This is a genomic window from Actinomycetospora sp. TBRC 11914, from assembly GCF_012933465.1.
Classification (GTDB): domain Bacteria; phylum Actinomycetota; class Actinomycetes; order Mycobacteriales; family Pseudonocardiaceae; genus Actinomycetospora.
Genome location: NZ_JABBND010000017.1, coordinates 146139 through 170886, shown reverse-complemented (window position 1 = coordinate 170886; position 24748 = coordinate 146139). Strand labels below are relative to the sequence as shown.

At 75.1% G+C, this 24748-nt stretch carries 25 protein-coding genes; 8 read left to right on the top strand and 17 right to left on the bottom strand.

Annotated elements, in window-relative coordinates; translation table 11 throughout:
- Positions 1 to 66: 66 nt before the first annotated feature.
- The 12 genes from HH311_RS23560 to HH311_RS23505 form a co-directional block, all read right to left on the bottom strand.
- Entirely contained in the window at positions 67 to 1509 is a 1443-nt protein-coding gene (locus HH311_RS23560; protein WP_169186121.1) for a cell wall metabolism sensor histidine kinase WalK, read from the bottom strand.
- 18 nt (positions 1510 to 1527) lie between these two features.
- The gene (locus HH311_RS23555) at positions 1528 to 2226 is read right to left on the bottom strand and encodes a response regulator transcription factor (RefSeq protein ID WP_169186120.1); all 699 of its coding nucleotides are present in this window, start codon (positions 2224 to 2226) and stop codon (positions 1528 to 1530) included.
- Positions 2227 to 2297: 71 nt separating this feature from the next.
- Positions 2298 to 3065 (bottom strand): ABC transporter permease, encoded by a 768-nt coding sequence (locus HH311_RS23550; RefSeq protein WP_169186119.1) that lies wholly within the window; start codon positions 3063 to 3065, stop codon positions 2298 to 2300.
- The gene (locus tag HH311_RS23545; protein WP_169186118.1) at positions 3062 to 3964 is read right to left on the bottom strand and encodes a DMT family transporter; all 903 of its coding nucleotides are present in this window, start codon (positions 3962 to 3964) and stop codon (positions 3062 to 3064) included. The genes HH311_RS23550 and HH311_RS23545 overlap by 4 nt, the downstream gene beginning before the upstream one ends.
- Entirely contained in the window at positions 3961 to 5148 is a 1188-nt protein-coding gene (locus HH311_RS23540) for an MGDG synthase family glycosyltransferase (protein WP_312030357.1), read from the bottom strand. Before HH311_RS23540 ends, HH311_RS23545 begins: the two co-directional genes overlap by 4 nt.
- 200 nt (positions 5149 to 5348) lie before the next feature.
- A complete protein-coding gene (locus HH311_RS23535; RefSeq protein WP_169186117.1) occupies positions 5349 to 6383 on the bottom strand; it encodes a hypothetical protein in 1035 nt (344 codons plus the stop codon).
- 9 nt (positions 6384 to 6392) lie between these two features.
- Positions 6393 to 7067 (bottom strand): phosphatase PAP2 family protein, encoded by a 675-nt coding sequence (locus HH311_RS23530; RefSeq protein WP_169186116.1) that lies wholly within the window; start codon positions 7065 to 7067, stop codon positions 6393 to 6395.
- A gap of 49 nt (positions 7068 to 7116) precedes the next feature.
- Positions 7117 to 8277 (bottom strand): acyltransferase, encoded by a 1161-nt coding sequence (locus tag HH311_RS23525; RefSeq protein WP_312030356.1) that lies wholly within the window; start codon positions 8275 to 8277, stop codon positions 7117 to 7119.
- Positions 8271 to 10847, bottom strand: coding sequence for an AMP-binding protein (locus tag HH311_RS23520; protein ID WP_169186115.1), 2577 nt, complete (start codon positions 10845 to 10847; stop codon positions 8271 to 8273). Before HH311_RS23520 ends, HH311_RS23525 begins: the two co-directional genes overlap by 7 nt.
- Positions 10844 to 11659: a hypothetical protein gene (locus HH311_RS23515; RefSeq protein ID WP_169186114.1), complete on the bottom strand. Its 816-nt coding sequence runs from the start codon at positions 11657 to 11659 to the stop codon at positions 10844 to 10846. The genes HH311_RS23520 and HH311_RS23515 overlap by 4 nt, the downstream gene beginning before the upstream one ends.
- A gap of 154 nt (positions 11660 to 11813) precedes the next feature.
- Positions 11814 to 12695 (bottom strand): alkaline phosphatase family protein, encoded by an 882-nt coding sequence (locus HH311_RS23510; RefSeq protein ID WP_312030355.1) that lies wholly within the window; start codon positions 12693 to 12695, stop codon positions 11814 to 11816.
- Positions 12692 to 13663: an undecaprenyl-diphosphate phosphatase gene (locus HH311_RS23505; RefSeq protein ID WP_169186113.1), complete on the bottom strand. Its 972-nt coding sequence runs from the start codon at positions 13661 to 13663 to the stop codon at positions 12692 to 12694. Before HH311_RS23505 ends, HH311_RS23510 begins: the two co-directional genes overlap by 4 nt.
- Before the next feature lie 254 nt (positions 13664 to 13917).
- Here HH311_RS23505 and HH311_RS23500 point away from each other — a divergent pair, with 254 nt between their 5' ends.
- Complete coding sequence (locus tag HH311_RS23500) at positions 13918 to 14793, top strand: hypothetical protein (RefSeq protein WP_211190679.1); 876 nt, start codon at positions 13918 to 13920, stop codon at positions 14791 to 14793.
- Between the two features lie 3 nt (positions 14794 to 14796).
- Here the strand turns inward: HH311_RS23500 and HH311_RS33535 are convergent, their stop codons facing one another.
- Positions 14797 to 15270 (bottom strand): hypothetical protein, encoded by a 474-nt coding sequence (locus tag HH311_RS33535; protein ID WP_312030354.1) that lies wholly within the window; start codon positions 15268 to 15270, stop codon positions 14797 to 14799.
- A complete protein-coding gene (locus HH311_RS32125; RefSeq protein WP_248292997.1) occupies positions 15155 to 15472 on the bottom strand; it encodes a hypothetical protein in 318 nt (105 codons plus the stop codon). Before HH311_RS32125 ends, HH311_RS33535 begins: the two co-directional genes overlap by 116 nt.
- 300 nt (positions 15473 to 15772) lie before the next feature.
- On the opposite strand from HH311_RS32125, the gene HH311_RS23490 reads away from it, so the two are divergent.
- The 6 genes from HH311_RS23490 (at position 15773) to HH311_RS23465 (ending at position 21892) form a co-directional block, all read left to right on the top strand.
- Complete coding sequence (locus tag HH311_RS23490; protein WP_312030353.1) at positions 15773 to 16150, top strand: FeoA domain-containing protein; 378 nt, start codon at positions 15773 to 15775, stop codon at positions 16148 to 16150.
- Entirely contained in the window at positions 16143 to 18389 is a 2247-nt protein-coding gene (gene feoB / locus HH311_RS23485) for a ferrous iron transport protein B (RefSeq protein WP_169186111.1), read from the top strand. Before HH311_RS23490 ends, feoB begins: the two co-directional genes overlap by 8 nt.
- Positions 18386 to 18688: a FeoC-like transcriptional regulator gene (locus HH311_RS23480; protein WP_169186110.1), complete on the top strand. Its 303-nt coding sequence runs from the start codon at positions 18386 to 18388 to the stop codon at positions 18686 to 18688. The genes feoB and HH311_RS23480 overlap by 4 nt, the downstream gene beginning before the upstream one ends.
- Before the next feature lie 91 nt (positions 18689 to 18779).
- Positions 18780 to 19814 (top strand): aldehyde reductase, encoded by a 1035-nt coding sequence (locus HH311_RS23475; protein ID WP_169186109.1) that lies wholly within the window; start codon positions 18780 to 18782, stop codon positions 19812 to 19814.
- Between the two features lie 135 nt (positions 19815 to 19949).
- The gene (locus HH311_RS23470) at positions 19950 to 20852 is read left to right on the top strand and encodes a hypothetical protein (RefSeq protein ID WP_169186108.1); all 903 of its coding nucleotides are present in this window, start codon (positions 19950 to 19952) and stop codon (positions 20850 to 20852) included.
- 29 nt (positions 20853 to 20881) lie between these two features.
- Entirely contained in the window at positions 20882 to 21892 is a 1011-nt protein-coding gene (locus HH311_RS23465; protein WP_169186107.1) for an alpha/beta hydrolase, read from the top strand.
- 43 nt (positions 21893 to 21935) lie between these two features.
- Here HH311_RS23465 and HH311_RS23460 read toward each other — a convergent pair whose 3' ends face one another.
- The 3 genes from HH311_RS23460 to HH311_RS23450 are packed head-to-tail and all read right to left on the bottom strand — an operon-like array spanning position 21936 to position 23281.
- Complete coding sequence (locus HH311_RS23460; protein ID WP_169186106.1) at positions 21936 to 22589, bottom strand: TetR family transcriptional regulator; 654 nt, start codon at positions 22587 to 22589, stop codon at positions 21936 to 21938.
- Positions 22586 to 22786: a hypothetical protein gene (locus HH311_RS23455; RefSeq protein ID WP_169186105.1), complete on the bottom strand. Its 201-nt coding sequence runs from the start codon at positions 22784 to 22786 to the stop codon at positions 22586 to 22588. Before HH311_RS23455 ends, HH311_RS23460 begins: the two co-directional genes overlap by 4 nt.
- 51 nt (positions 22787 to 22837) lie before the next feature.
- Entirely contained in the window at positions 22838 to 23281 is a 444-nt protein-coding gene (locus HH311_RS23450; RefSeq protein ID WP_169186104.1) for a hypothetical protein, read from the bottom strand.
- 456 nt (positions 23282 to 23737) lie between these two features.
- On the opposite strand from HH311_RS23450, the gene HH311_RS23445 reads away from it, so the two are divergent.
- Positions 23738 to 24670 carry a pseudouridine-5'-phosphate glycosidase gene (locus tag HH311_RS23445; protein WP_169186103.1) on the top strand — a complete coding sequence of 311 codons (933 nt, stop codon included), beginning with the start codon at positions 23738 to 23740 and terminating at the stop codon, positions 24668 to 24670.
- Positions 24671 to 24748 lie beyond the last annotated feature (78 nt).

Sequence of the window (24748 nt, the reverse complement as noted above, 5' to 3'; positions counted from 1 at the left end):
CGGCCCCGGGGACGCCTGACGTGCCCCTCGCCCCGGTGACGTGTGGGGCGGGCCCGGCCGAGGCGATCAGTCCGGGGGCGACGATCGCGACACCACGGCGCCGGGCGTCCCGACGTCGGCGGCACCGCCGGGCACCGGCAGGTCGATCTCGACGACGGCTCCGCCCTCGGGGCGGTTCGCGGCCCGCACCCGGCCGCGGTGCGCGTGGGTGATCGTCTCGACGATGCTCAGCCCGAGCCCGCTCCCCCCGTCGGCGCGGGCACGGGCGGTGTCGGCACGCCGGAACCGCTCGAAGGCGTGGGGCAGGAAGTCCTCGGGGAAGCCCGGCCCGTCGTCGGCGACGGTGAACACCGCACGGCCGCCGGTGCGGGTGAGCGTCAGGGTGACGACGCCGTGCTCGGGACTGTGGCGGAGCGCGTTCGCGAGCAGGTTGTCCAGCGCCTGCCGCAGCCGGTCGGGGTCGACCTCGGCCTCGAGGTGGGGCGGGGACTCGACGACGACGTCGACGTCCCGGACGTCGCCGACCGCGGACGCCGCCCGGGCCGCCGCCGCGGCGACGGCGGACAGGTCGGTCGGACGGCGGCGCAGGAAGCCCTCGGTGCCGTCGGCGCGGGCGAGGGTGAGCAGGTCGTCGGCCAGCCGGATCACCCGGTCGGTCTCGCCGGCGGCGGACGCGACCGCGTCGGCGAGCTCCTCCCGGTCGCGTCCCGGCCGTCCGGCGAGCTCGAGCTCCGCGCGCAGGGTGGCCAGGGGTGTCCGGAGCTCGTGGCCGGCGTCGGCGACGAAGCCGCGCTCGCGCTCGAGCGCCTGGCGTTCCTGGGCCAGGGCCTGCCGCTGCCGGTCGAGCAGCTCGTTCAGCGTCGCGGCCAGCGACGCGATCTCGTCGCGGGTGCGTGGCACGGCGAGATGGGTGCCGTCGTCGTGGTGGGCGAGGTCGGCGCTCTGCCGCCGCATCCGCTCGACCGGGCGCAGCGCGGCGCCGGAGAGCCACCAGGCCCCGAGACCGGCGGCGACGACCGCGACGGGCCCGAGCACGAGCAGCCCGGTGTCGACGTGCTCGTCGGCGGTGTCGGCGATCTCGGTGCCCGTCCCCACGACGAGCACCAGCCCGTCGCGGTCGGAGAGCACGGTGGCCAGGTACCGGGTGCGCTGGTCCTCGTCCCCGGCCGTGAAGCCCAGCGGGCCGGCCCCGTCGACGCGGCGGGCGAGCACGGCGGACAGCTCGCGGGCCCGCAGCACCGAGGTGCCGGCCAGGTCGGGTGAGCTGGCGACCACCCGGCCGTCGGCGGTCAGGACCTGCATCGGCTCCTCGTCGCGGTTCGTCTGCAGCGCGGGCAGGCCCCCGGCCGTGTACTGCTCGGCGAGGGTGGAGGCGCGGCTGGAGAGCCCGACGTCGAGCGTGGCGTAGAGGCTGGCCCGCAGCTGGAGCACGAACCCCAGCCCGACGACCGCGATCAGGAGGCCGGTGCCGAGGGCGAAGCCCAGCGCCAGGCGGACGCGCAACGGCATCGGGTGCTCCTCCCGGGATCAGGGGGCGGGCGCGGAGCGGTCGGCGTCCGCGACCCGCAGGCGGTACCCCGCCCCGCGCACCGTCTCCAGCAGCTCGCTGCCGTACGGCTTGTCGATCTTGCGGCGGAGGTAGGACACGTACTGGTCGACGATGTTGGAGACGCCGTCGTAGGCGAAGTCCCACACGTGCTCGAGGATCATCGTGCGCGACAGCACCCGGTCCGGGTGTCGCAGGAAGAGCTCGAGCAGCGAGAACTCCTTGGTCGAGAGCGTGAGCTCGTCGTCGCCCCGCCACGCCCGCCGGCTCGCGGGGTCGAGCGTCAGCGCACCGACCCGCAGCACGGTGGGGCGGTCGCCCCCGCCCCGGCGGATGAGCGCGCGGACCCGGGCGGCGAGCTCGCCGAAGCTGAACGGCTTGGTCAGGTAGTCGTCGGCCCCGGCGTCGAGTCCCCGGATCCGGTCGTCGACGGCGTCGCGGGCGGTCAGCATGAGGATCGGCGACCACCGGCCCGACTCCCGCAGCTGCCGGCACACCGTGAACCCGTCCGCCCCGGGGAGCATCACGTCGAGCACGATCGCGTCGTAGCCGAACTCCCGGGCCTGCCACAGGCCGTCGGGCCCGTTGGTCGCGACATCGACGGCGTACCCGTCCTCCTCGAGCCCGCGACGGATCAGCGCGGCCATCCGCACCTCGTCCTCGACCACCAGCACCCGCACGGGGACGACGGTAGGTGTGGTTCGTGTAGCCGGGATGAGGACGGTCGCGACGTCCCCGGAACGTGACCGGGTCAGCCGGCCGACGCCGACCGCGCGGGTGCGCGGGTGATCGCGCCGCGGGCGACGAGCTCGAGGACGACCGCGACCGCGACGGACTCGGCGGCGAGCAGGCCGATGAGGACGAGCACCTGCGCCGCCGCGGCCTGCACCGGGTTGCCGCTGCCGATCAGCACGCCGACGAAGGCCCCGGGCAGGGTGACCAGCCCGACGGTGCGGGTCTGGTCCATCGGCGGCACCAGGGCCTGGGTCGCGGCCGGGCGGCACACGAGCATCGCGGCGTCGCGTCGGCGGCCGCCGAGGGCGAGGCCTGCTTCGTACTGGTCGCGGTGGGCGTCGAGGTCGTCGAGCGCGCGGCGGCCGCCCTGGGACGTCGCGGTCATCGCACCCCCGATGACGATGCCGGCCACGGGCACGACCGAGATGCCCGTGAGGGGCACCGCACCGCTGAGCAGAGTCACCGCGAGCACGGGGACCACCCCCGCCGTGATGGCGACCGCCGCGAGCACCCCGCTACGGCTCGGGGTCATCCGCCGGGCCGACGTCCAGGACGCGACGGCCAGCATGACGAGGACGAACGCGGCGGTGAGCCACCACGACCGCACGACGGCCACGATGACGCTCGCGACCAGCGCGAGCTGGACCACGGCCCGGGCCGCGGCGATCACGAGGGTCCTCGAGATCCCGAACCGTCCGACGAGCGAGACCGTCACCGCGACGCCGACGAGCAGGACCAGGGCGGCGGCCAGGCCCCACCCGACGGTGACGGAGGCGCCGCTCACGCGACGGCTCGAGCCGCCCAGCCCGGCGCGGGCACCCCACCGGAGGAGCCCCGGCCCGTCTCGGGTGGCCGACCCTCGGTGTGGCTGAGCACGATCCCCATGACGACCGCAACGCCGGCCGCGACCGCGGCGGACGCCGACCACGGGGTCAGGACCACGTGCTCGCCGAACCACACCGTCCCGGCAAGCAGCCCGACGAGCGGGTCGATCACGACGATGACGGAGACGGCCGTGGCGACCGACCGGGCCCGGCGCAGGGCGTGCTGGCTCAGCAGGACCGAGAGCGGTCCGACGGTGAGCGCCGCCCACAGGGCGGGATGGACGAGCACGGCGACGGGGCCGTGCGCGAGCTCGGCACCGACGGTCTTCTGCGCGATCGCGGTGACGCCGTACCCGAGACCGGTGGCCGCGGCGAGCGCGAGGCCGCCGGCCGCGGCGACACGGGCGTGCCATGCCGCGACCGCCGCGACGACGAGCGCGCCCGCGGTGACGGCGATGATCGACGTCGCCGACGGGACCACGACGAGCGAGGAGGCGCTCGGGGCCAGGGCGAGCAGGACGACGGCCAGGCCCGCGGCGGTGAGGGCCATGCCCGCCCACCGGCGAGGCGTGGGCCGTCGTCGCAGGAGGACCGCCTCGGCCAGTGCGGTGACCACGATGCTCACCGCCATGACCGTCTGCACCACGATCAGCGGGCCGATCGCCAGGGCGAGGAACTGCAGGCCCAGCCCGCCCACGGAGGCGGCCGTCCCGGCCCACCACCAGCGGCTGCGCACCAGGCCGGCGACCAGGTGGCCCGACCCGTCGCCGTCCATCCCCCGCCGCTGCGCGACCGTCGCCGTCCCGAGCACGCTCGCGGCCGCGACGGCGCACAGTGCCGCGGGCAGCGAGCCGCTCACGACGCGGCGCCCGTCGGGGCGGGCGCGGGGCGCTGCCCCGCGAGCACGTCCTGGACGGCGGCCGCCGGGTCGGCGCCGGCCGGCCACCACCGCCGGCGACGGCGGCCCGGCTCGCCGATCACGGTGTCCACGGCGTGGACGAGCTCGGCCGCCCCGTGCGGCCACGGCGCGATCCCCGCGCGGTCGAGCACCGCGGCGTTCGCGCGGCCGTGACCGGCGATGGGCCGGTAGGTGATCGCGGGGAGCCCCGCCGCGAGGGCCTCGGTCAGGGAGAGCCCGCCGGCGTTGTGGACCAGCACGTCGGCGGCCCCCATCAGGGCGGCCACGTCGTCGCGCCACCCGAGCGCCACGACCCGCGGGTCGCGCCCGAGGCGCCGGCGCAGCCCGGCGTTGCGTCCGCAGAGCACCACGACCCGCAGCCGCGGATGGGTGAGGAGGTCGCGCACCGTCTGCGGGACCGCGCCCATCCCGAGCGACCCGGCGCTGATCAGCGCGACCGGCGCTTCCGCGGGCAGGCCGAGCCCGGCGCGCACCGCCCCGCGGGTCTCGCCGGGATGCGTGAACGCCGGCGAGCACAGCGGCCCGACGGCCCGGGAGCGGACGCCGTAGCGCCGGGCGTCCAGGGCGGTGGCCCGCGTGACGGTCAGGTGGTGGTCGACGGCGGGATGGCACCAGGTCGCGTGGGCGGCGGGGTCGGTCAGGTACGTCATCGTCGGGACCGTGATGCGGCCCTGCTCGCGCAGGGCGCCGAGGGTCTGCCCGGCGAGCGGGTAGGTGGTGACGACGACGTCGGCTTCCGCGGCCCAGCGCTCGACCTCCGGTTCGGCCCACCGGCACACGGCGTCGACGGTCCGCCGGAGCGGCCCGTCGTGCTCGAGTCCGTGGAAGAGCGTGTCGAACAGCGCGGGGGCGTACTGCACCGTCGGCTGATAGAGGTCACGCAGGATGCGGCGGGCGACGCCGGGCAGGGCGTCGAGGTGATCGCGGACCGTGACGTCGACGCCGCGAGCGCGCAGCCGACCTGCCAGTTCACGGGCCGCCCCTTCGTGGCCCTGGCCGACGGTCGCGCTGACGACCAGGACACGTCCGCCCAAGGCGAGCGGCACGCTGCCTCCCGACGACCCTGCCACGACGAGCGGCACGAGCCGCCGCTGCGGGACGTCGAGCGCGAGCGACGGTGACACGGTGATGACCTCCGAGGTGGGGCGCCGTGGACGGAGTGGGCACCGGCCGGGGCGACTCCACGGTGATCTCCACGGGTGAAGCGGCGACGTGCTGCAGGTCGGAGCTGGGTAAGAACCGTGGGCCTCCGCGCGCCCGGTGACCGGCGACGGACATCGACGCTACGAGCGCTGCGTGTACGCCCGATGAGTCACCCACGCCCTCACCGGGGCTTGGCGATCTCCAGGACGGCGAGCCGCCAGTCGAACCAGGGCTCGGGCGGCTGCGCGGCGATCGCCCGGGCGAGGTGCCCGTCGAAGAGCTCGGCGGCGACCGTCGCGCGCCGGTCCGGGTCGAGCCCGGCCAGCAGCGACGGGCCGAACGACACCCGGAGAGCGGCGGCGACGGTGGCGGGGTAGGCGGCGGGGTCGTCGCGGGTCTGGCGCCACAGCGGGTCGCCGATGTCGACGAGCTCGAGCTGCTCGAGCACCAGGTCGGACCCGGCGCCGAACGGGGCTCGCCACTCGGCCTCGGTGCGGTACCACGCCGGTATCACCATCGCGGCCCGTTCGGCGTCGGTGACGAGGCCGCGCTCGACGAGGGCCTGCACGCCGCGGGCGACCTCGTCCATGGACCGTTCGGCGCCGGACCGGCGGGTGGGTCCGTCGCCGTGGGCGGCGCCCACGACGACCACGAGCCGGGCGCCGGGCAGCATCTCGGCGGCCCTCGCCGTCAGGAAGGCCGACCAGTCGGCCGCGCCCGCCCGGGCCCAGACCTCGTACTGGACCGCGGTCGCGGTCGTGAACCAGAACCCGTCGAGCGGGCCGGGTGCCGCGCTGAGCCAGTGCACGGCGATCGAGCTCCAGCCCAGACCGACCGACCCGGCCGGGAACAGCTGCTCGTAGAAGGAGCCGCCGACCGCCGCCGGGTACACGCCGGGCCGCCGGTAGCTGTGGGGGTCGTCCGCGACGGTCCGGAAGAGCGACGCGAAGTCGTTGTCCGGCAGGTCGGTGTGGAACACCCACACCGGCTGCTGCTCGCCGTGGACCCGCCGGACGGCGTCGACGACGACGCCGACGGGCGCCAGCGAGTTCCGGCCCTCCGAGGCGCCGTAGTCGGCCACGACGACGGCGCTGCCCGGACCGACGGGAGCGGTCGCCGCGGCCGCGGCGACGACGTCGAGGCCGAACGTGGCGGCGGCCGCCTGGGCCGACGCGTGGGCGTTGTAGTGCCCGCCACCCTCCATCACCGAGGACATGGGGTCAGGTTAGGACCGTGGCTGCTCGCGCGGCCGGACCCGGGACACCCGACGGGTGACGGCCCCGGCCGCGAGCAGGACGAGCCCGTCCGCGACGACGGCGAGGGTCCAGCCGGCGAGGACGTCACTGGGATAGTGCACGCCGGCCACGACGCGCGACCCGCTGACGACCACGACGACGAGCACGGCGGCCGCCACCACGACCCAGCGCCGCCGGACGGGCCCGACCAGCACCACGATCAGCAGCATCGTCCCCGCCGACCAGAGCGAGTGGCCGGACGGGAACGACAGCCCCTGGGCCGGCATCGCGTGCCACACCAGGGGCGGGCGGGGCCGGGCGACGATCGCCTTGACGCCGTGGTCGGCCAGGCCGAGCAGCACCAGCCCGCCCGCCGCGATCACGACCGGCGCCCAGGACCGGGACCGCCACCCGAGCGCGCCCGCGACCACCACGAGGACCCCGATCACGACCGCCGGCTGACCGACCTCGCTGGCGACGATCGCCGTCGTCACCGCGCCCGCGGGCCGGACCGCGACCATCCAGGCGTCGATCGCCGGGTCCAGGGCGGCCAGCAGCGAGCCGGTGGCCACCCCGACCCAGAGGACCGCGAGCACCGCGGCGGCGAGCAGCACGGCGCCGGCCGTGGCGCCCGGGCGTGGGAGGACGACGTCGGGCGGGGACACGACGGGACAGCCTCCGGGGTCGTCGATGTGGTGCCGGTGAGAGCGCGGGTCAGCCCGCCGCCGACGCGCCCACCAGCTCGCGGGGAGCGGGTGCCGGCTCCGGCACGGACAGTGTCGTTCGGCGGGGTCGCCGGCGCGTGTCGAAGGCCCGCATCAGCGCCCGGTGCGCCGGCCGTTCCACCCACCGGGTCATGGCCGCGCCGAGCAGCACCGCCTGGACCACCATCGCGACCGTCTGCACCCCGGGGCCGGCGCCGAACCACTCCTGCAGGCGCAGCATGAGGACGTAGCCCAGGGTCTGGTGCACGAGGTACACGCCGAAGGAGATGCCGGCGAGACGCCGGGCGACCCGCGCGACGATCCGCGGCGGCTCGACGCCCCGGTCCCCCAGCCGGGCGGCGAGGAGGAGCCCGACGATGCCGAGGCCGACCCCGAGCACCGACCAGGGGTCGGTGACCAGCCCCGCCGTCGACGACCACCACCCGTTCTGGACGGCGTGCGCGGCCACGCAGCACGCGAGCAGGGCGAGCCCGTGCCCGCGCCGCAGCCGTCCGGTGCTGACCAGGTAGGCGGCGACGCCGGCGGCGAACAGGTGCCAGCGGTAGAGGCCGCACCCGTCGACGACCGAGTCGTACAGGCCGCCCGCGGACTGGGCCAGCGGCCACTGGGCCAGCGGCACGAGCACCGCGGCCCACAGCAGCACCCGCAGGCCCCGGCCGTGTCCGAGGCGCGTGCGACGCACCCACGGCGCCAGCGTGAACGCCGCGAGCTGCAGCGGCAGCGTCCAGTACGAGCCGTCGACGTAGTCCCAGTGGTGGTAGCCGTTCCAGTTCCAGAGCATGGCGAGGTTGGCGAGCAGGTCGCCGATGCCCGCCCGGTACATGCCCGCGGGGGCGAGCCAGTCCAGCGCGAGGGTCGCGGCGAGCGTGCCGACCACGAACCCGGGCAGCAGCCGCGCGATCCGCGAGAACCACCACCGCACGGTCGCGCGGGCGGGATCGGCGAGCGACGCCGCGGCGAGGGACGCGGAGAGCACCAGCAGCAGGCTCGCCCCGATCTGGTGGCCGAAGACGAACTGCCGGGCGGCGAACTGCGGGTAGACCAGCGGCCCGATCCAGGTCGCGTGGTAGAGCACCACCATCAGCAGCGACGCGACCCGCAGCAGGTCCGTCCACGCGTTGCGACGACCCCGGGGAGGCGCCGTCAGCACGGCGCGGTCGACGGCGCCGCGGTGACCAGGCCGCGTCGCGCCAGCGCGCGCACCACCTGCCGGACCGCGGCGGTGCCGAGCCGCCACACGACGATGCCCAGCGCGAGCCCGAGCAGGACGAGCACGGCCGGGGGCACCCCGACGTCGGCGAGGGGCAGCAGCGCGAAGTGGGTCAGGTAGATGCCCAGCGACGCCCCGGCGATCGCGGTGATCGGCGCGACGAGCGGACGGGGCACCGCGATCCGGGCGACGCACAGCAGCACCAGCAGCCCGCCCGCGACGATCGCCGCCCGCTCGTACTCGGCCCCGAAGAAGGCGGGCACGAGCACCAGGGTCGCCGCGGCGGTGGCCCAGCGCTGCGCCGGCGTCACCGCGCGCTGCAGCATCCAGCCGAGCGCGAACAGCCAGAGCACGAGGTGGGTGCTGTAGAGGTCGGAGGGGACGGTCCGGTCGTAGCTGGGCACCAGCCACAGCGCGAGGGAGGCGGCCAGCACGAGCGCGGGGAGCCCGAAGCGGTGCCGGCGCTCGAACCGGCGCACCGCGGGGACCGCGAACAGCAGGGCCGCGCCGACGAGGATCTGGACCAGGGAGTCGACGAACCAGTAGCCCTGCACCAGCGGGTGGAACACCGACCCGAGCAACAGGGCGTCCTGGTGCTGCACGGAGCTGGTCATCATCGACCGCAGCAGGATCCACAGGGAGCTGGGCACGGCGATGAGCGCGGTCGAGCGGAGGATCCGTCGCGGGAGGCCGGCGCCCTCGTCCCGGTCGGGTCCGGCGAGGACGAACCGGGAGAAGGTCCAGCCGGCCATCGCGAGCAGCAGGTGCGCGCCGCCGAGCCAGTTCCAGAGGTGGTCGTGCTCGCCGACGACCAGCACGATCGCGAGGGCGCGGAGCACGACGACCGCCTCGACCCGCGCCCAGCGCGAGCGCGGCGCGGGGGCGCGGGAGGCGAGCTCGCCCAGCGGCACGGTGTCCCACCGCTCGGGGAGCTGCCCGAGGGCGCGCTCGAGGTCGGCGGAGACCCCCACGTAGGTCAGCGAGTCGCCGCCGAGGTCGACGAACGACGCCTCGTCGTCGAGGACCTGGCCCGGGAACGTCCGGGCGAAGATCTCGCGCACCGTCGGGGGTGCCGCCCGGCGCGTGGCCCGCGCCCGCAGCCGCGCCACCCAGCTGTCGCGCGGGGGGGCGGACGGCACGAGGGCGGCGACCGCGGGGTGGTCGAGCTTGCCGTTGGCGCGGCGCGGGAGGGCGTCGACGACGACGGCCGCGACGACCGCCTCGGGCAGGTGCAGCCTCGTCGTCAGCAGCGCGAGCACGGCCGCCGTCGGGTCCGACCCGTCGTCGGGACGCTCGACGGCGACGACCAGCCGAATGTCGTCGCCGGTGACCGCCGCCATCAGCCCCTCGCCGGCGAGCAGCGTCTCGGTGGCGTCGAGGTCGACGCGGACCCCGAAGGGCTTGGTGAAGCGGGAGCGGCGCCCGGTGACCTGGAAGAGCCCGTCCGGGCGCTGCCGGCCCAGGTCACCGGTGCGCAGCTCGGTCACGGTGCGCCCGAGCGCGAGGTCGGACGCGGTGTGGGCGTAGCCGAGCATGACGTTCGGCCCGGCGTAGACCAGCTCGCCGACGCCGTCGGCGTCCGGGTCGTCGACGCGCAGCGCGCCGCCCGGGATCGGCACGCCGATCGCCTCAGGCGCCTCCGCGGCGAGCTCCGGCGGCAGGGAGGCCATCCGCGCGGTGGCCTCGGTCTGGCCGTACATCACCACGAACCGCCAGCCCTGCGCGGCGCCGAGGCCCGCCCACCGCCGGACCTGCGCCGGCTCGAGCCGCCCGCCGGCCTGGGTGACGTAGCGCAGGTGCGGGAGCTCCATCGCGTCGAACCCCACGCGGTCGAGCAGCGCGAACGTGTGCGGCACCCCGTGCAGGCTCGTCGCCCGGTGCTCGCCGACCAGCTCCCAGAAGCCCGGGTCGGTCACCGAGGCGTCGGTGAGCAGCACCGCCGCCCCGGACAGCAGGTTGGAGTGCACGACGGAGAGGCCGTAGCAGTAGTGCCACGGCAACGTCGTGACCGCGCGGTCGGTCGCCTCGATGTCGAGGGAGTCGGCGATGGCCGCCGCGTTGGCCTCCAGCGAGGCCCGCGAGAGCCGGACCAGCCGCGGCGAGCCGGTCGAGCCCGACGTCGCCATCAGCAGGGCGAGGTCGGGGTGCAGGTCGTGGCGGGACGCGTCGCGGGCCTCGAGCACCGTCGCGTCCGCACCGAGGACGACGTCGGGGTCCCAGCTGCGCCGCAGCGCGGCGGCGGTGTCGGGGTCCCCGGCCGGGGCGAGCAGGACCACGTGGCCGGCGGCCAGCGCCCCGAGGTAGCCGACCATCCCGGCGACGGTCGCCGTGGCCGGGACGAGGACCAGCCGGCGGGTCCCGGCCAGCGCGGCCGCGGCGTCGTCGACGCGGTCGGCCAGCGCCGTGTAGGTGAGCTGCTCGGAGCCGCCGATCAGCGCGGTCCGGCCGCCGTGGTGGCGCAGCCCCGTCACGAACGCCGGGGCGGGCCGCGTCGGGACCGCGGTCGTCATCGGGCGCTCGCCCCGAGGCCGACGGTGTCGGCGTCCGGGGAGCCCGGGCGGTCCACCTTCGAGATCGCGAAGTAGGCGATGACGCCGACGATGATCACGGTCATGACGATGGCTACCCGGTCCATGCCCAGCGCGAGCCCGCCGCGGCCGGGAGGGCCACCGAACCAGTCGGCGAACGAGGCGCCGAACGGGCGGGTGAGGATGTAGGAGAGCCAGAAGCAGGCGATCGCGTTCGCCCCGAAGAACCGGTAGGCGATCGCGGGGAGCAGGAACAGGACCCCGAACATGATGCCCGAGGGCAGGTACCCCAGGTGCAGCGTCGAGGCGGTCCAGTCACCGGCCGCCGTGCCCAGCGCGAAGGTCAGCAGCACCGCGGCCCAGTAGAAGACCTCCCGACGCCGGGTGGTGATCGAGTGGATCGAGAGCGTCCCCTCGACGCGGTACCAGAGCGCGAAGGTGAGCCCGACCAGCACGAGCAGCACCGAGGTCGAGACGGTGTAGGGCACCCCGAGGTCGTTGTGCACCAGGTCGGCCACCGTAGTGCCGAAGACGCTGACCATGACGATCGCGAACCAGTAGGCCCACGCGTTGTAGGAGCGCCGCACGAACTGGATCACCATCGACGCCACGAACAGCGTCCCGGTGATCGCGACCGCGATGTACTGGTCGAACGCGATGTCCAGGGCGTCCCAGGTGGTCTCGCCCATGCCCGTGGTGAGCAGCTTCGCCACCCAGAACATCAGGGTGATCTCGGGGACCTTGCTCAGCATCGTCGACACCCGCGCGGGGGTGGATGTGCCGGTCGAGGGCATCGAGCACCTTCCTCGTGGTCCGTGGTCGCCGCCGGTCGGCGGCGCCGTACGTGAGGTTGATCGAGTGGGGTGAAGTGCCGACGTGGTGCGGGTCGGAACACGGTAAGAAGGCGCCCGCGACCCCTCGCGATACTGCTCGGAACGATTCAGAGGGTCAGCGCCAGATGCCGGTGAGGGGGGCGGTGTGTGCGGCCGCCCCGAGCGGGGGCAGGCCGTACATGTCCTCGAGGGTGCGCAGCAGGGTGTAGTGGTCGGCGCGCACCGGTACGTCGCCGGCGCGGACCATCGGGCCGACCAGCATCGTCGCGATGTGGTTCTGGCTGCTCCCGTCGTCCTCGTCGAAGGTGACGACCAGGAGGCTGTCGTGGGTGCGGGCCCACTGCACGTACGCCTGGAGGTGGTCGCGGGCCCAGGCGTCCCCCGTCGGGACCGGGCAGTCGTGCATGTCGTGGCACATGTCGGGGATGACCACGGCCACGGTGGGCAGGGCCGCGTCGTCGGCGGGGAGGGCGCTCAGCGGCACGTTCACCGACGGCGGGGCCGAGGTGAAGTCCACCCACGGCGCGTGCTTGCGGGCGTACCGGCCGTCCGGGCTCCGGCAGCCGGTGAAGCCCGCGGCCGGCAACCCCTCCGAGTACCCGGCGAAGCTCCGGCCGGCGCCGATCAGCTGGCTGGCCAGCGTCGGGGAGGCACCCAGGTCCTGCGGGCAGGCGTCGTCCGCGACCCCCTGGGTGGACCCGGAGAGCAGGGCCAGGTAGTTCGGCTGGCTCGGGTGGGTCTCGCCGTGCGCGTCGGTGAGGTTCGCGCCCTCGCGGGCCAGCTGCGTCAGGTAGGGCGCGTGCGGCGAGCCGACGACCTGCTCGTCGTCCTTGTTCTCGAAGACGACCACCACGACGTGGTCGGGGCGGGGCAGCGCGCCCGGGACCGAGGGCACGATCGGTCCCGACGCGGCCGCCGGGTCAGCGGCGCAGCCCGCGAGCGCGGCGGCGAGCAGCGCCACCGACGCGACGAGACGCCCGTGGCGGGAGGCGATCACCGGATGCCGAACCAGATGAGGCAGGCGACCCCGACCGCGATGCAGTAGATCCCGAACGGGCGCAGCGAGCGGTTCTCGAAGTACCGCGTCAGGAAGCGGACCGAGAGGTACGCGCCGACGAACGAGAGCACGCTGCCCACCAGGATCTGCGGGCGCACCCCGTCGCCGAGCGGTCCCGCCAGGTCCCCGAGCTTCAGCACGCCCGCGGCCAGGATCACCGGTGTCGAGAGCAGGAACGAGAACCGCGCGGCGTCCTCGTGGGAGAGCCCCCGCAGCAGCCCGGTCGCCATCGTCACCCCCGACCGGCTGATCCCCGGACACAGCGCCGCGATCTGCGCCGCCCCGATCCCCACGGCGCGCAGCACGGGCATCCCCGCCAGCCGCCGGTCCGAGGCCTCCCCACCGGACGTCGCCTCCCCCGCGGCCGGCATCACCACCGTGCGCGCGGCCGGGTCGACCTCGCCGTGCCCGGTGGACGCCCCGACCCGGGCCACGGGCGCGGCGTCGACGGCACGCCGGCGCAACGCCTCGGCGCCGAGCAGGACCAGGCCGTTGACCACCAGGAAGATCGCGGTGGGGACCGGGCGGGAGAGCACGGTGCGGAAGGTGTGCTCGAGCAGCAGCCCGACGATCCCGACGGGGATGGTGCCCAGCACGAGCAGCCACGCCAGCCGCTGCTCGGAGTTCACGACCTCCCGGCGCACGATGCTGGTGACCAGCCCGCGGACGATGCGGACCCAGTCGCGCCAGAAGAACACGATCAGCGCCAGGGCCGTGGCCACGTGCAGGCCGACGATGAACGCCAGGTACGGCGATTCCGGCGCCCCCACGTCCAGGTCCTGCGCCCAGCTCCCCCCGATCACCGCCGGCAACAGCACGCTGTGCCCCAGGCTCGAGACCGGGAAGAGCTCCGAGACGCCCTGCAGGGCGCCGATCACGATGGCCTCGAGCCAACTCAACTGGTGCACGTCACGAGCTCCCGGACAAGCGGACGGGCACGGGCGGGCGGCTCGGGGCACGCCCGCCCGTGCGCGGTGGATGGTCCGGGGAATCGTCTTCGGCGCCCGTGAGACGACGATGAGAACCGCGGTGGCCGTGTTCGTCCGGCGCCACCGCCGCGATCACCGCATCGGGTGACGACCTGGGCCTCCTGGTACATCACGGTCACATCTCCTGCTGGTCACGATCTCGCCGACCGTGATGTTGAGGCTCGGGGGAGTCGATGGAACGCGCCGACGTGACCGTGCGGGTGCTGCGCAAGCTTCCGCAGGTGACCGCCCTGTTCTGGGTGTTGAAGATCCTTGCTGTGACCCTCGGCGAGACCTTGGGCGACGAGTTCGGGATCACGCTGGGTGTCGGCTACCTGGTGACCGCCCTGGTGCTGCTGGCGGTGTTCGGGGTCCTGGTGACGGCCCAGTTGCGCGCGGACCGGTACCGGCCCTGGCTGTTCTGGGCGGTGGTGCTCTCGACCAGCGCCGTCGGGACCGAGATCTCCGACGGCATGGACCGCGGCTACCTCGGCCACGCCAGCTCGTCGGCCGACGGCATCGGCTACGGCTGGGGCATGACGATCCTGCTCGCGCTGCTGGCCGCGGTCTTCCTGGTCTGGTGGCGCACGGGGCAGACCTACGACGTGGAGAACATCGCCACGCGGCAGGGCGAGGCCCAGTACTGGATCGCCATCCTCGTCTCCAACACGCTGGGCACCGCCAGCGGCGACTGGCTCGCCGACGACACCGGTCTCGGGTTCCTCGCCGCCGCGTGCCTCGTCGCGGTGGTCCTGCTGATCCTGCTCGGTGCGCACTACACGACGGCGCTCCCGGCCGCGCTGTTGTTCTGGCCGGCCTTCGTGCTGACCCGCCCGCTCGGTGCGGCGGGCGGCGACTTCCTCACCAAGCCCGTCGACGAGGGCGGCCTCGGGTGGGGCACGCTGGGCGCGAGCACCACGCTGCTCGTCCTGCTGGTCGTCGGCGTCGCGTGGCAGTCCGCGCGGCTTCGCAAGGAGCCGCTGCCCACCCTCCCGCACCCCCACCACCGCGTGACGGGAGAACCGCAGACCCCGAACGGCGCCCTGGTCTCCGCCACCGCGGCCGACTGAGGGTCACGACGGCTCGGCCGGGCGCCGGGCCGCCCGTTCCAGGCCGAGCACGACCGCGACGATGGCCAACAGCGCCACCACCGACACGGGACCCGTCCCGATCCCGAGGCCACCCCGGCTCGGGGGGACACCGGCCCAGTCGGCCACCGACGCCCCGAACGGTCGCGTCATCACGTACGCGACCCAGAAGGTGCCCACCTCGCCGACCCCGGTCCCCCACCGCACCAGGAACGGCAGCAGGAAGAGCACGCCGAACAGCAGGATCGAGGCGGCGTAGCCGAGGCCCCAGGTCGTGGCGGTCAGGTCCCCGAGGGCGGTGCCGAGCGCGAAGGTCAGGATGACCGCGGTCCAGTAGAAGAGCTCACGACGCCGGGTGTCGATGCTGTGGATCGAGAGCGTCCCCTCGACCCGGAACCAGATCCCGAACGCGGCCAGCACGGCCACGAGGAACGCCGCGGTCGACACTGGGTACGGCACGGCCGAGCACGACGTGGACGGCGTCCGCGCATGTCGTCCCGAACACGCTCACCATCAGCACCGCGAACCAGTAGGCCCACGGGCGGTAGGAGCGCTGCCGCAGTTGCAGTGCCACCGCCACCACGAATCCGAGGCCGCTCAGGACGATCGCCGGCACCGGGCCCAGCGTGTTCGCCGACCAGTCCCACGTCGTCTCGCCCATGCCGGTCGTGAGCAGCTTCGCGACCCAGAACCACAGCGTGATCTCCGGGACCTTGGTCGCGTCGAACCGTGTCCCCGGCCCGGCACGGCGTCCGGGAGCAGCCAACGCCGGGGACCGCGGACCACCTCGCGAGGGGAGCGTCATGGGCGGACATCGTCGGGACCCGATCATGTGTGGTCGGTGAACACGGGTCCGGCGAGCACCGGGTGGACCTCCACGGCTGTCGTCCCGACCCTCGGGGCACACTCGGCGGACCGCCATTCCGGCGAGTGAACCCACAGTGCGGCATTCGTCACTTCGATGCCGCTTTGCCCGGAATGTCGACGAATCCGCGACACCCGTCCACACGTTCCGCACATGTTCCGGACCGGCATTGAACATTCGAGAAAGGCGAGGCTAACCTCTGCGCCGATGTCTACGTCCTCGGTCAGCGCCGGCGCTGAACTCAGTCTGGGTGATCGCCCCGTCGGCTCGGTGTCGGTCCTGCGCCGGGTCGAGGCCGACCGCGCGCGCCGGCGGCGGCTCGCCGAGCTCGGGTTCGTGCCCGGCGCCACCATCGAGGTGCTCGGACGCGGCGGCGTCGGCGGGTTGGTGCTGGCGGTCAACGCCGACACCCGGGTGGCCGTGGACGCCGCGGGCGCGCGGGAGCTGCGCGTGCAGGAGGCGACACGTGGCTGAGGGTCTCCTCACCGGCCGCCGCCTCGCTCCGGTGCTGCTCGAGAAGCCGTGCTGCACCGACGGCGCCGACGACGCGCCCACGCAGGCGGGTGCGGCCCGGGTCGTCCTCGTCGGCAACCCCAACGTCGGGAAGTCGACGCTGTTCAACGCCCTCACCGGGGCCCGCCAGCACGTGGGCAACTGGCCCGGCAAGACGGTGTCGGTCGCCCGGGGCACGTGGCGCCGCCCGGGCGAGGCCGACGTCGGGGTGGTCGACCTGCCGGGGACCTACAGCCTCGTCCCCGACTCACCGGACGAGGAGCTGACCCGCGAGCTCCTGGTCGACGCGGCCCCGGGCGAGCGCCCCGACCTCGTCGTCGTCGCCCTCGACGCCTCCAACCTCACCCGCAACCTGTACCTCACCGCCCAGCTGGCCGACACCGGGATCCCCACGGTGGTCGCGCTGACGATGGTCGACGTCGCCCGCTCGCGGGGCCTCGACCTCGACACCGGGGCCCTCGCCGACGCGCTCGGCGTCCCGGTGGTGCCCGTGGTCCCCCGGAGCGGTCAGGGCATCGACGAGCTCGCCGTCGTGGTGGGCCGCGCCCTCTCCGCGCCGACGCCGGTCACCCCGGCCGCCCTGGGGTCCGACCTCGAGGACGCGGTGTCCGCGGTCTCGGCGGCCCTCGTCGCCGCCGGACCCGACGACCCGGCCGCGCGGTGGCGGGCGCTCGCGCTGCTCGAGGGCGGTGGGGACGGTCCCGACGAGGCCGTCGCCGTCGCCCGCCGGCGCGCCGCCGACCTCCTCGCCGACGAGGCCGGGGGCGACGAGGCGGGGGCCGACGAGGCGAGGGCCGACGAGGCGGGGGCGGACGAGGCGGGGGCGGACGAGGACGCGGCGGACGAGGTCGAGCTGCGGGTCGCCGAGGCGCGCTACGCCTGGGCGCACGACGTGCTCGGGGAGGTCGTCACCCGGCGCGGCTCCCGCACCACGTGGTCCGACCGCGTCGACCGGGTGCTGACGTCGCGGTGGTTCGGCCTGCCGATCTTCCTCGCCGTCATGTGGGGCGTCTTCGAGGCCACCACGACGGTGGCCGCTCCCCTGCAGGACGCAGTGCAGGGCCTGTTCGACGGGCCCGTGTCCGACGGCTTCGGATGGGTGCTCGGCGTCGTGTCCGCCCCGGAGTGGCTCTCCGGGCTCGTGCAGGACGGCCTGGTCTCCGGGGTGGGGCAGCTGCTGAGCTTCGCGCCCTTGATGGCGATCATGTTCGTGCTGCTGGCGGTGCTCGAGGACTCCGGCTACATGGCGCGGGCCGCATTCGTGGTGGACCGGCTGATGCGCGTCATCGGCCTCCCCGGCAAGGCCTTCCTGCCCATCATCGTCGGGTTCGGGTGCAACGTGCCCGCGCTCGCCGGGACCCGCATCCTCCGCAACCCCCGGCAGCGCCTCCTGCTCGGACTGCTCATCCCCTTCGTCTCCTGCAGTGCCCGACTCACCGTGTACGTCCTGCTGGCCGGGATCTTCTTCGGCGACCAGGCCGGCACGATGGTGTTCCTGATGTACGTGCTCTCGATCGTGCTGGTCGTCGGCATGGGCTGGGTGCTGCGCCGCGTCGCGTTCCGGGATCTCGCCGACGACCCGCTGCTGCTCGAGCTCCCTCCCTACCGCCGGCCCACGCTGCGCGTCATGGGCGTGCAGACGTGGCAGAAGCTGCGCGCCTTCCTGCGCACCGCGAGCGGGATCATCGTCGCGACCGTGACCGCGGTGTGGCTGCTCTCCTCCATCCCGATGCCGGGTGCCGCGGCCGCGCCGTCGGAGCCGGCGTCGTTCGGGCACGTGGCGCCCGCGGAGAGCGTGTTCGGCGGCGTCTCCCGGGCCGTCGCCCCGGTGTTCGCCCCGGCCGGCTTCGACGACTGGCACGCCTCGGCGGCCCTCGTGACCGGCTTCGTCGCCAAGGAGGCCGTGGTCGCGACGACCGCGCAGACCTACTCGGCCGAGGAACCGTCGGACGTGCACCAGGCGGGTGCGCTGGGCACCGCCCTGCACGCCACCTTCGAGCGGACGTCCGGGGGGCACACCGTCGCCGCGGTGCTCGCGTTCATGATCTTCCTCCTGGCCTACACCCCGTGCATGACCACGGTCGCGGCCCAGCGCGCCGAGATCGGCACCCGCGCGACGCTCGCCGGCATCGCGATGCAGCTCCTCGTCGCGTGGGTCCTGGCGGTCGCGGTGTTCCAGGTCGGGGTGCTGCTGACGTGACCGGGACCGAGCGGGCGCCGAGCCCCCTGCGCCAGGTCCTCACCGAGGTCCGGGAGGGTCGGGCGGCCAGCCTCACCCAGCTCGCCGAGCGGGTCGGGGTCTCCCGCGACGAGGTCTCGGCGATGGTGGACCACTGGGTGCGCAAGGGCCGGCTCACCGTCGACGACCTCGGCGGTGCGTGCGCCTCCGGCGGCTGCGGCTCGTGCTCGTCGGGACACGGCGACCAGCCCGGCTGCGGGGCCTCCTCCCCCGCCGATCGGCCGACCCTGCTGGCCATCAGCTTCCGACGCAACGCCTGACCGAGGGGAGGGCCGACGCTCCCTGGCTGCCGGATCGGCGCCCGCCGACGATGGCGGTGTCCCCCTGCCCCCACGCCGATCGGAAGGCTCCGTGACCACCCAGCAGGTACTCGTCACCGGCGGGTCCGGCTTCATCGCCGGCCACTGCATCCTCCAGCTCCTCGAGGACGGCCACCGCGTCCGGGCCACCCTCCGCTCGCTGGACAAGGAGGCGGCGGTGCGCGCCGTGCTCGCCGACGCGGGCATGGTGCACGGCGACGCGCTGACCTTCGTCGCCGCCGACCTCACCTCCGACGACGGGTGGCCGGACGCCGTCCGGGACTGCGACGTGGTCCTCCACGTGGCCTCCCCGGTCCGGCCCGGACACGTCGAGGACGACGACGATCTCGTCGTCCCCGCCCGTGACGGGACCCTGCGCGTCCTGCGCGCAGCGCGGGACGAGGGCGTCCGGCGGGTGGTGCTCACCTCGGCGTTCCACGCCGTCGGCTTCGGGCACCCACACACCGACCACGTCTTCACCGAGGACGACTGGTCCGTCCTCGATGGGCCGGGCATGGATGCCTACGGCCGGAGCAAGACGCTGGCCGAGCGGGCCGCCTGGGACTTCGTCCGGGACGAGGGCGGCTCGACCGAGCTCACGACGATGCTCCCCGTGGCCGTCATGGGCCCGGTGCTGGGCCGCGACGTGTCGGGCTCCAACCACCTCGTGCAACGCATCCTGCAGGGCCGGCTCCCCGGCTACCCGGACATGTCCATCCCGATCGTCGACGTCCGCGACGTGGCGAGCGCACACGTGCTGGCGATGTCGACCGACGGCGCGGCCGGCCGGCGGTTCCTGCTCGCGAGCGGACCCGCCATGGCGATGAGGCACATCGGCGCGCTGCTCCGGGAGAACCTCGGGGCGGCCGCGGACAAGGTCCCGACGCGCCGCATCCCGAACATCGTGGTGCGCGCCGGCGCGCTGTTCTCGCAGGAGCTCCGGTCCGTGGCGGCCGAGCTCGGCCAGGTCAAGAAGGTCTCCCACGAGACGGCGAGCGCGGTGCTGGGTTGGGAGCCCCGCCGCCCGGAGGACGCCGTCGTGGCCGCCGGCGAGAGCCTCGTCCGGAAGGCCCTCGTCGCGGTCTGAACCGACAGAAGATTCGTGGCCCGGGTGGCGTGGGCCACGGAATCGGCTCATCGTCGTGGTGACGCCGTCCGGCGCCGCTCGGCCGAGGAGAAGCACCAGCGGGACGCGCCGGCGTCCTCGGGGAAGTGATGCCGCATGTGGTGGGGCCTGCTGGTGGTCCTGGTCGGGTCCGTCTGCGCGGGCTGCGCGGCCGTGCTGCAGGCCCTTGCCGCGAGATCGATCCCCGACACCGGCCGGGGACTGCGGCCCGGCCTGGTCATCGACCTGTTCCGGCAGTGGCGCTTCATCGCCGGCATCGGCCTGGACCTGTGCTCCTTCGCGGCCGCCACGGTCGCGCTGCGGGTCCTGCCCGTGTTCCTGGTGCAGGCCGTGGTCGCCGCCAACCTCGCCGTCACCGCGCTCGTGGCGTGGCGGATCCTCGGGACCCGGCTGCGCCGCACCGAGATCGGCGCGGTCGTCGGCGTCTGCCTCGGCCTCGCCGCGCTCGGGCTGTCCGCGGCGCCCCAGAGCCCCGACCGCGGCACCTCGGCCCTGCACTTCGGGCTGCTCGGAGCCGTCGGCGCGCTCGTGCTGCTCGGAGTGGGGGCCGCGCGGCTGCCGGGCCGCTACAGCGCGCTGGGGCTCGGGCTGCTCGCCGGCTTCGCGTTCGGGCTGGTCAACCTGTGCAGCCGGGTGCTCCCGGGCTTCACCCCCGCGCTGCTCGTCGGCCAGCCGACGCTGTGGGCGATGCCCGCCGCCGGGCTGTGCGCCCTGCTGTTCCTCAACACGGCGCTGCAGCGGGAGTCGGTCGTCGCGGCGTCGGCCGGCACCATCCTCGGGCAGACGATCTTCCCCGCGGTCGTCGGACTCGTGGCCCTCGGCGACCACACGCGCCCCGGGCTCGGGCCCCTGGCGCTGGCCGGCTTCGCCGTCGCGATCGGCGGCACCCTCTTCCTCACCCGGTACGGCGACCTCGCCGAGGACAACGCGGGACCGGCCGGGGGCCGCGGCGAGGACCTCACCGATCCCGACGCCCCCTCGGCCGCCGTGTCCTCGTAGTACCGCGGCGGCCCGGGCATCATGGCCTCGTGGTGCGCACCCGTCCGGGACGACGACGGGTGCTCGCGGCCCACGCCACGACGATCCCGCTCGTGGCGGTGCTCCTGATCGCCACCGCGCTGCTCGCCGGGGCCTCGGCCCCCGACGAGCCCCTCGGCGGGCGGTCGGTCGCCGTGCCGCGCACTCCCGAGCTGATCCGCGACCCGACGGCGGCGCCCGACATCCGCACCGTCTTCCTCACCACCGACGACGGGCCGCTGCACGCGTCGCTGTGGTTCCCGCGGGACGTGCGGCGCCCCGCACCGATCCTCGTCTGGGTCCACGGCGGCGGGTGGATCACCGGCGGCGACCTCGACCGCCCCGCCGACCTGCGCCGCTGGGCCCGCGCGGGCTGGCTGGTGGTCAGCGTCGAGTACGGGCTCGCCCGCCCCGGCCACCCGACCTGGGACCGGGCCGGCCCGCAGGTCGCCTGTGCCCTGGGTCGGCTGGCCGAGGACGCCCCGGCGCTCGGCGGTGACCCGGGACGCATCGTCCTCGCCGGCGGCTCGGCGGGAGGGCAGCTGGCGGTGTCGGTCGGGTACCGGGCCGCGACCGGGACCCAGCCCTCGGCGTGCGGTGGCCCGGTGCCCGTTCCCCGCGCGATCGCGGCCGAGTACCCCGCCCTCGACCCCGTCGACGGCTACGAGCACGGCCTGCCGCGGGCCGATGCCCGCGCCTTCAAGACCCTCTACACCGGCGGCAGCCCGGCCCAGGTCCCGGACCGCTACCGGGCCGTGTCGGGAGTGTCCGCGCTGAGCCCGCTCGCGCCGCCGACGCTGGTGGTGGCCGCCGGGGCGGACCGCCTGGTGCCACGGGACGGCCTGACGCGGTTCGTGACCGCCGCCCGCGGTGTCGGGGTGGACGCGAGCCTCGTCGTGGTGCCCGGCGTCGGGCACGCCTTCGACGCCGTCGACGGTGCGCCCGGCCTGCGTGTCACGCACGACCTCATCGCCGCGTGGGCGCAGGACCGTGTCCGCGCCGGCCCGCCCCGTGGACCGTGAGCGGCGCCGGGACAGGCTCCCTGCTCGTGCGGGTGACCGAGTACTAGGACCGGATCGCCCCGCTCGGCGGGTGGGTGAGGAGGTGGCCCGCGAGCCGGTGCAGCCGCTCGCGGGCGGCGTCGTCCGCGTCCGGCGCCACGAGGTGGCTCATCGCCGCGCGCACGAGGGTGTCGGCGACGTCCTCGAGGTAGCGGGCGGTGAGCTTCGGCCGGTGCACCCGCAGGAACGCCGCGAGCAGGGTGCGGGCGTCGGCGACGATCGGGCCGTGGGCGATCAGGAACGGCAGGAGCGTGGTGTCGCCGTGCCGGCCGTCGAGCACGGCCGCCAGGAGGGGGTGGTCGTCCCGGGCGCGCAGGGCGATGTCGAGGGCCTCGCTGAGGCCGGACTCCCAGCTGGGCGCGTCGTGGAGGACCCCGTCGATCCGCAGGAGCACCCGTTCCCCCTCGCGGGTCAGCAGGGCGGCCGCGAGACCGTCCTTGCCGCCGAAGCGACGGTGCAGGGTCGCGCGGGAGATCCCGGTCTCGCGGGCGAGGTCGGCCAGGCGCACCTGCTGCCAGCCACTCCGGAGCACGGCTGCGGCGGCGGCGTCGAGGGCCCGCTGCTCCACCTCGAGGCGGAACTCGTCGCGCAGCGACGGCACCGCCGGGGCCGGAGCGGGTCGGAAGGTCCGGGGCAGGGTCGGTTCGGTCTTCGTCATGACGTCGAGGGCAGCTCCGACCGGTGCTCCGCCGAGCCGTGCAGCGGGCAGCGCGGGTCGACGAAGCCGTCGTGGTCGCGGGTGTGGCGGTTGAGCAGCACCGAGCAGCAGCAGCCCTGCCGCTCGGCGGCCGGGCTCCCCGGCAGGTCGGGCTCGACGGCGGGCTCGGTGGCGTGCTCGGTCGGGGGGTGGTCCATCTCGGGAGTTCCTCAGAAAGTGACGTGCGGAGTGCTCGCGGGCAGGTCGGTCTACCGGTGGCGCGAGCCGGGTGCGGGCGCCGCGCGCCGCGCGGGCGGGAACAGCGTGGGCGGCAACCAGCCGGTGCGTCCGCTGCGCGCGAACCACGCCCCGGCCACCGCCGCGGCCGCGGGCACCGAGCACATCACCGCGAGGATGCCGGGTCCGTCGAGCCGGGACAGGCCGGCCAGGCCCACGGCCACCGCCACGCTCGACGCCACCCCCGCCGCCACGAGGAACGCCCCGCTCTCCAGCCCGAGCGCGCACACCGCGGTGACCAGGCCGAGCACGTTGGCGACGCGGAAGACCTCCGGCTCGGGTCCGACCCAGCCCAGCAGGTAGACGACCCCGGCCAGCGTGACCGAGGTGATCACCAGCCGCCGCACGGCGCGACCCGGGTCGGGAGCGCCGCCGCGGACGGCGGGCGCGGGCGCGGCGAGGGTTGGCCGGCTCATCGCGAGCCTCCGAACAGATCGACGATGACGGGCATGCCCCTGGCGAGGGCGGCCCGCTCTTCCCTCCGTATATCGCACGGAATCCCGCGTGCGTTACCGATTCGTGATTGATGGAGAAACCGGCGGATCGGGTCTCACCTGCGCCCCGATGCCCGGCGTCGGCGGCGCATCCTCCGGTCCGCGCGATCGATCCCCCGGCCGCGTCCCGGGCCGATCGGTGCGTGGTGCAGGCCGCGGCCACGATCTTCTTCCGGTGAGCGGACGCGGGGACCTCGGATCCGCTCCCGGAGAACGATCGTGGCGGCCTCGGTCGACCCGACGGTGGACCGCACCAGGAGATAGGTTGCCGACGATGAGCGAGCGGAGCGCACGCGTTTCCGGGGGAATCGGGAGACGAGCGGCGACCGGCATTTCCGCGCCGTTTCCCGGGACGATTCCGGTGGAGGGGAGGAACGCGTGACACCGCCCGTGAGCGTGTCCGAGGAGATCCGCGCGGCCGTCGCGGACGGCCGGCCCGTCGTCGCGCTCGAGTCGACGATCCTGACCCACGGTCTCCCCCGGCCCCGCAACCTCGAGGTGGCCCGCGAGGCCGAGGCGCTGCTGCGGAGCCGGGGCGTCGTCCCCGCCACGATCGGCGTCGTCGACGGCCGCCCCACGGTCGGGCTCACCGACCCCGAGCTGGAGCGCCTGAGCACCACACCCGACGTCGCCAAGGTCAGCATCCGCGACCTCCCGGTGGCTCTCGCCCGCGGCGGCCACGGCGGCCACGGCGGCCACGGCGGCACCACCGTCGCCGCCACCGCGTTCCTCGCCGTCCGGGCCGGCATCGGCGTGTTCGCCACGGGCGGCCTCGGCGGGGTACACCGCGGCGCCGCGACGACGTTCGACGAGTCCGCCGACCTCGTCGCGCTCTCCGCGCTGCCGGTCCTCGTCGTCTCCGCCGGCGTGAAGTCGATCCTCGACGTCGGCGCGACCCTCGAACGGCTCGAGACGCTCAACGTCACCGTGCTCGGCTACGGCACCGACGCCTTCCCCGGGTTCTACGTCCGCGACTCCGGCTTCGGCGTGCCCGCCCGCGTCGAGACCCCCGCCGAGGCCGCCGCCGTCGTCCGGGCCCGCGACGCGCTGGGGCTGCGCAGCGCCGTCCTGCTGGCCAACCCCGTCGACGCCGACGCACAGCTCGACGTCGCCGAGCACGACCGGGTGCTCGAGGAGGCGCTCGGCGACGCCGGGACCGAGGGCGTCACCGGCCAGGCCACGACCCCGTTCCTCCTCGAACGGATGCGGCGCTCGACGGCGGGCCGCAGCCTCGAGGTGAACCTCGCCGTCTACCGCGGCAACGTCGCGCTCGGCGGTGAGGTGGCCGTCGCGCTCACCTCCGGCGGGTAGGTCCGGCGGCCACGTTCCACCGACAGGCGGTCCCCCACAGGGGTTTCTCGACGCACAATGAGTGACGGCGTGACGATC

Bases quoted from the DNA above. Each gene is read 5' to 3' on its own strand.
- HH311_RS23560 (WP_169186121.1), bottom strand. From the start codon at position 1,509: ATGCCGTTGCGCGTCCGCCTGGCGCTGGGCTTCGCCCTCGGCACCGGC.
- HH311_RS23515 (WP_169186114.1), bottom strand. From the start codon at position 11,659: ATGCCCTCGACCGGCACATCCACCCCCGCGCGGGTGTCGACGATGCTG.
- HH311_RS23470 (WP_169186108.1), top strand. From the start codon at position 19,950: ATGTGGTGGGGCCTGCTGGTGGTCCTGGTCGGGTCCGTCTGCGCGGGC.
- HH311_RS23450 (WP_169186104.1), bottom strand. From the start codon at position 23,281: ATGAGCCGGCCAACCCTCGCCGCGCCCGCGCCCGCCGTCCGCGGCGGC.
- HH311_RS23500 (WP_211190679.1), top strand. From the start codon at position 13,918: ATGGAACGCGCCGACGTGACCGTGCGGGTGCTGCGCAAGCTTCCGCAG.
- HH311_RS23455 (WP_169186105.1), bottom strand. From the start codon at position 22,786: ATGGACCACCCCCCGACCGAGCACGCCACCGAGCCCGCCGTCGAGCCC.
- HH311_RS23490 (WP_312030353.1), top strand. From the start codon at position 15,773: ATGCCGCTTTGCCCGGAATGTCGACGAATCCGCGACACCCGTCCACAC.
- HH311_RS23460 (WP_169186106.1), bottom strand. From the start codon at position 22,589: ATGACGAAGACCGAACCGACCCTGCCCCGGACCTTCCGACCCGCTCCG.
- HH311_RS32125 (WP_248292997.1), bottom strand. From the start codon at position 15,472: ATGGGCGAGACGACGTGGGACTGGTCGGCGAACACGCTGGGCCCGGTG.
- HH311_RS23535 (WP_169186117.1), bottom strand. From the start codon at position 6,383: ATGTCCTCGGTGATGGAGGGTGGCGGGCACTACAACGCCCACGCGTCG.
- HH311_RS23520 (WP_169186115.1), bottom strand. From the start codon at position 10,847: ATGACGACCGCGGTCCCGACGCGGCCCGCCCCGGCGTTCGTGACGGGG.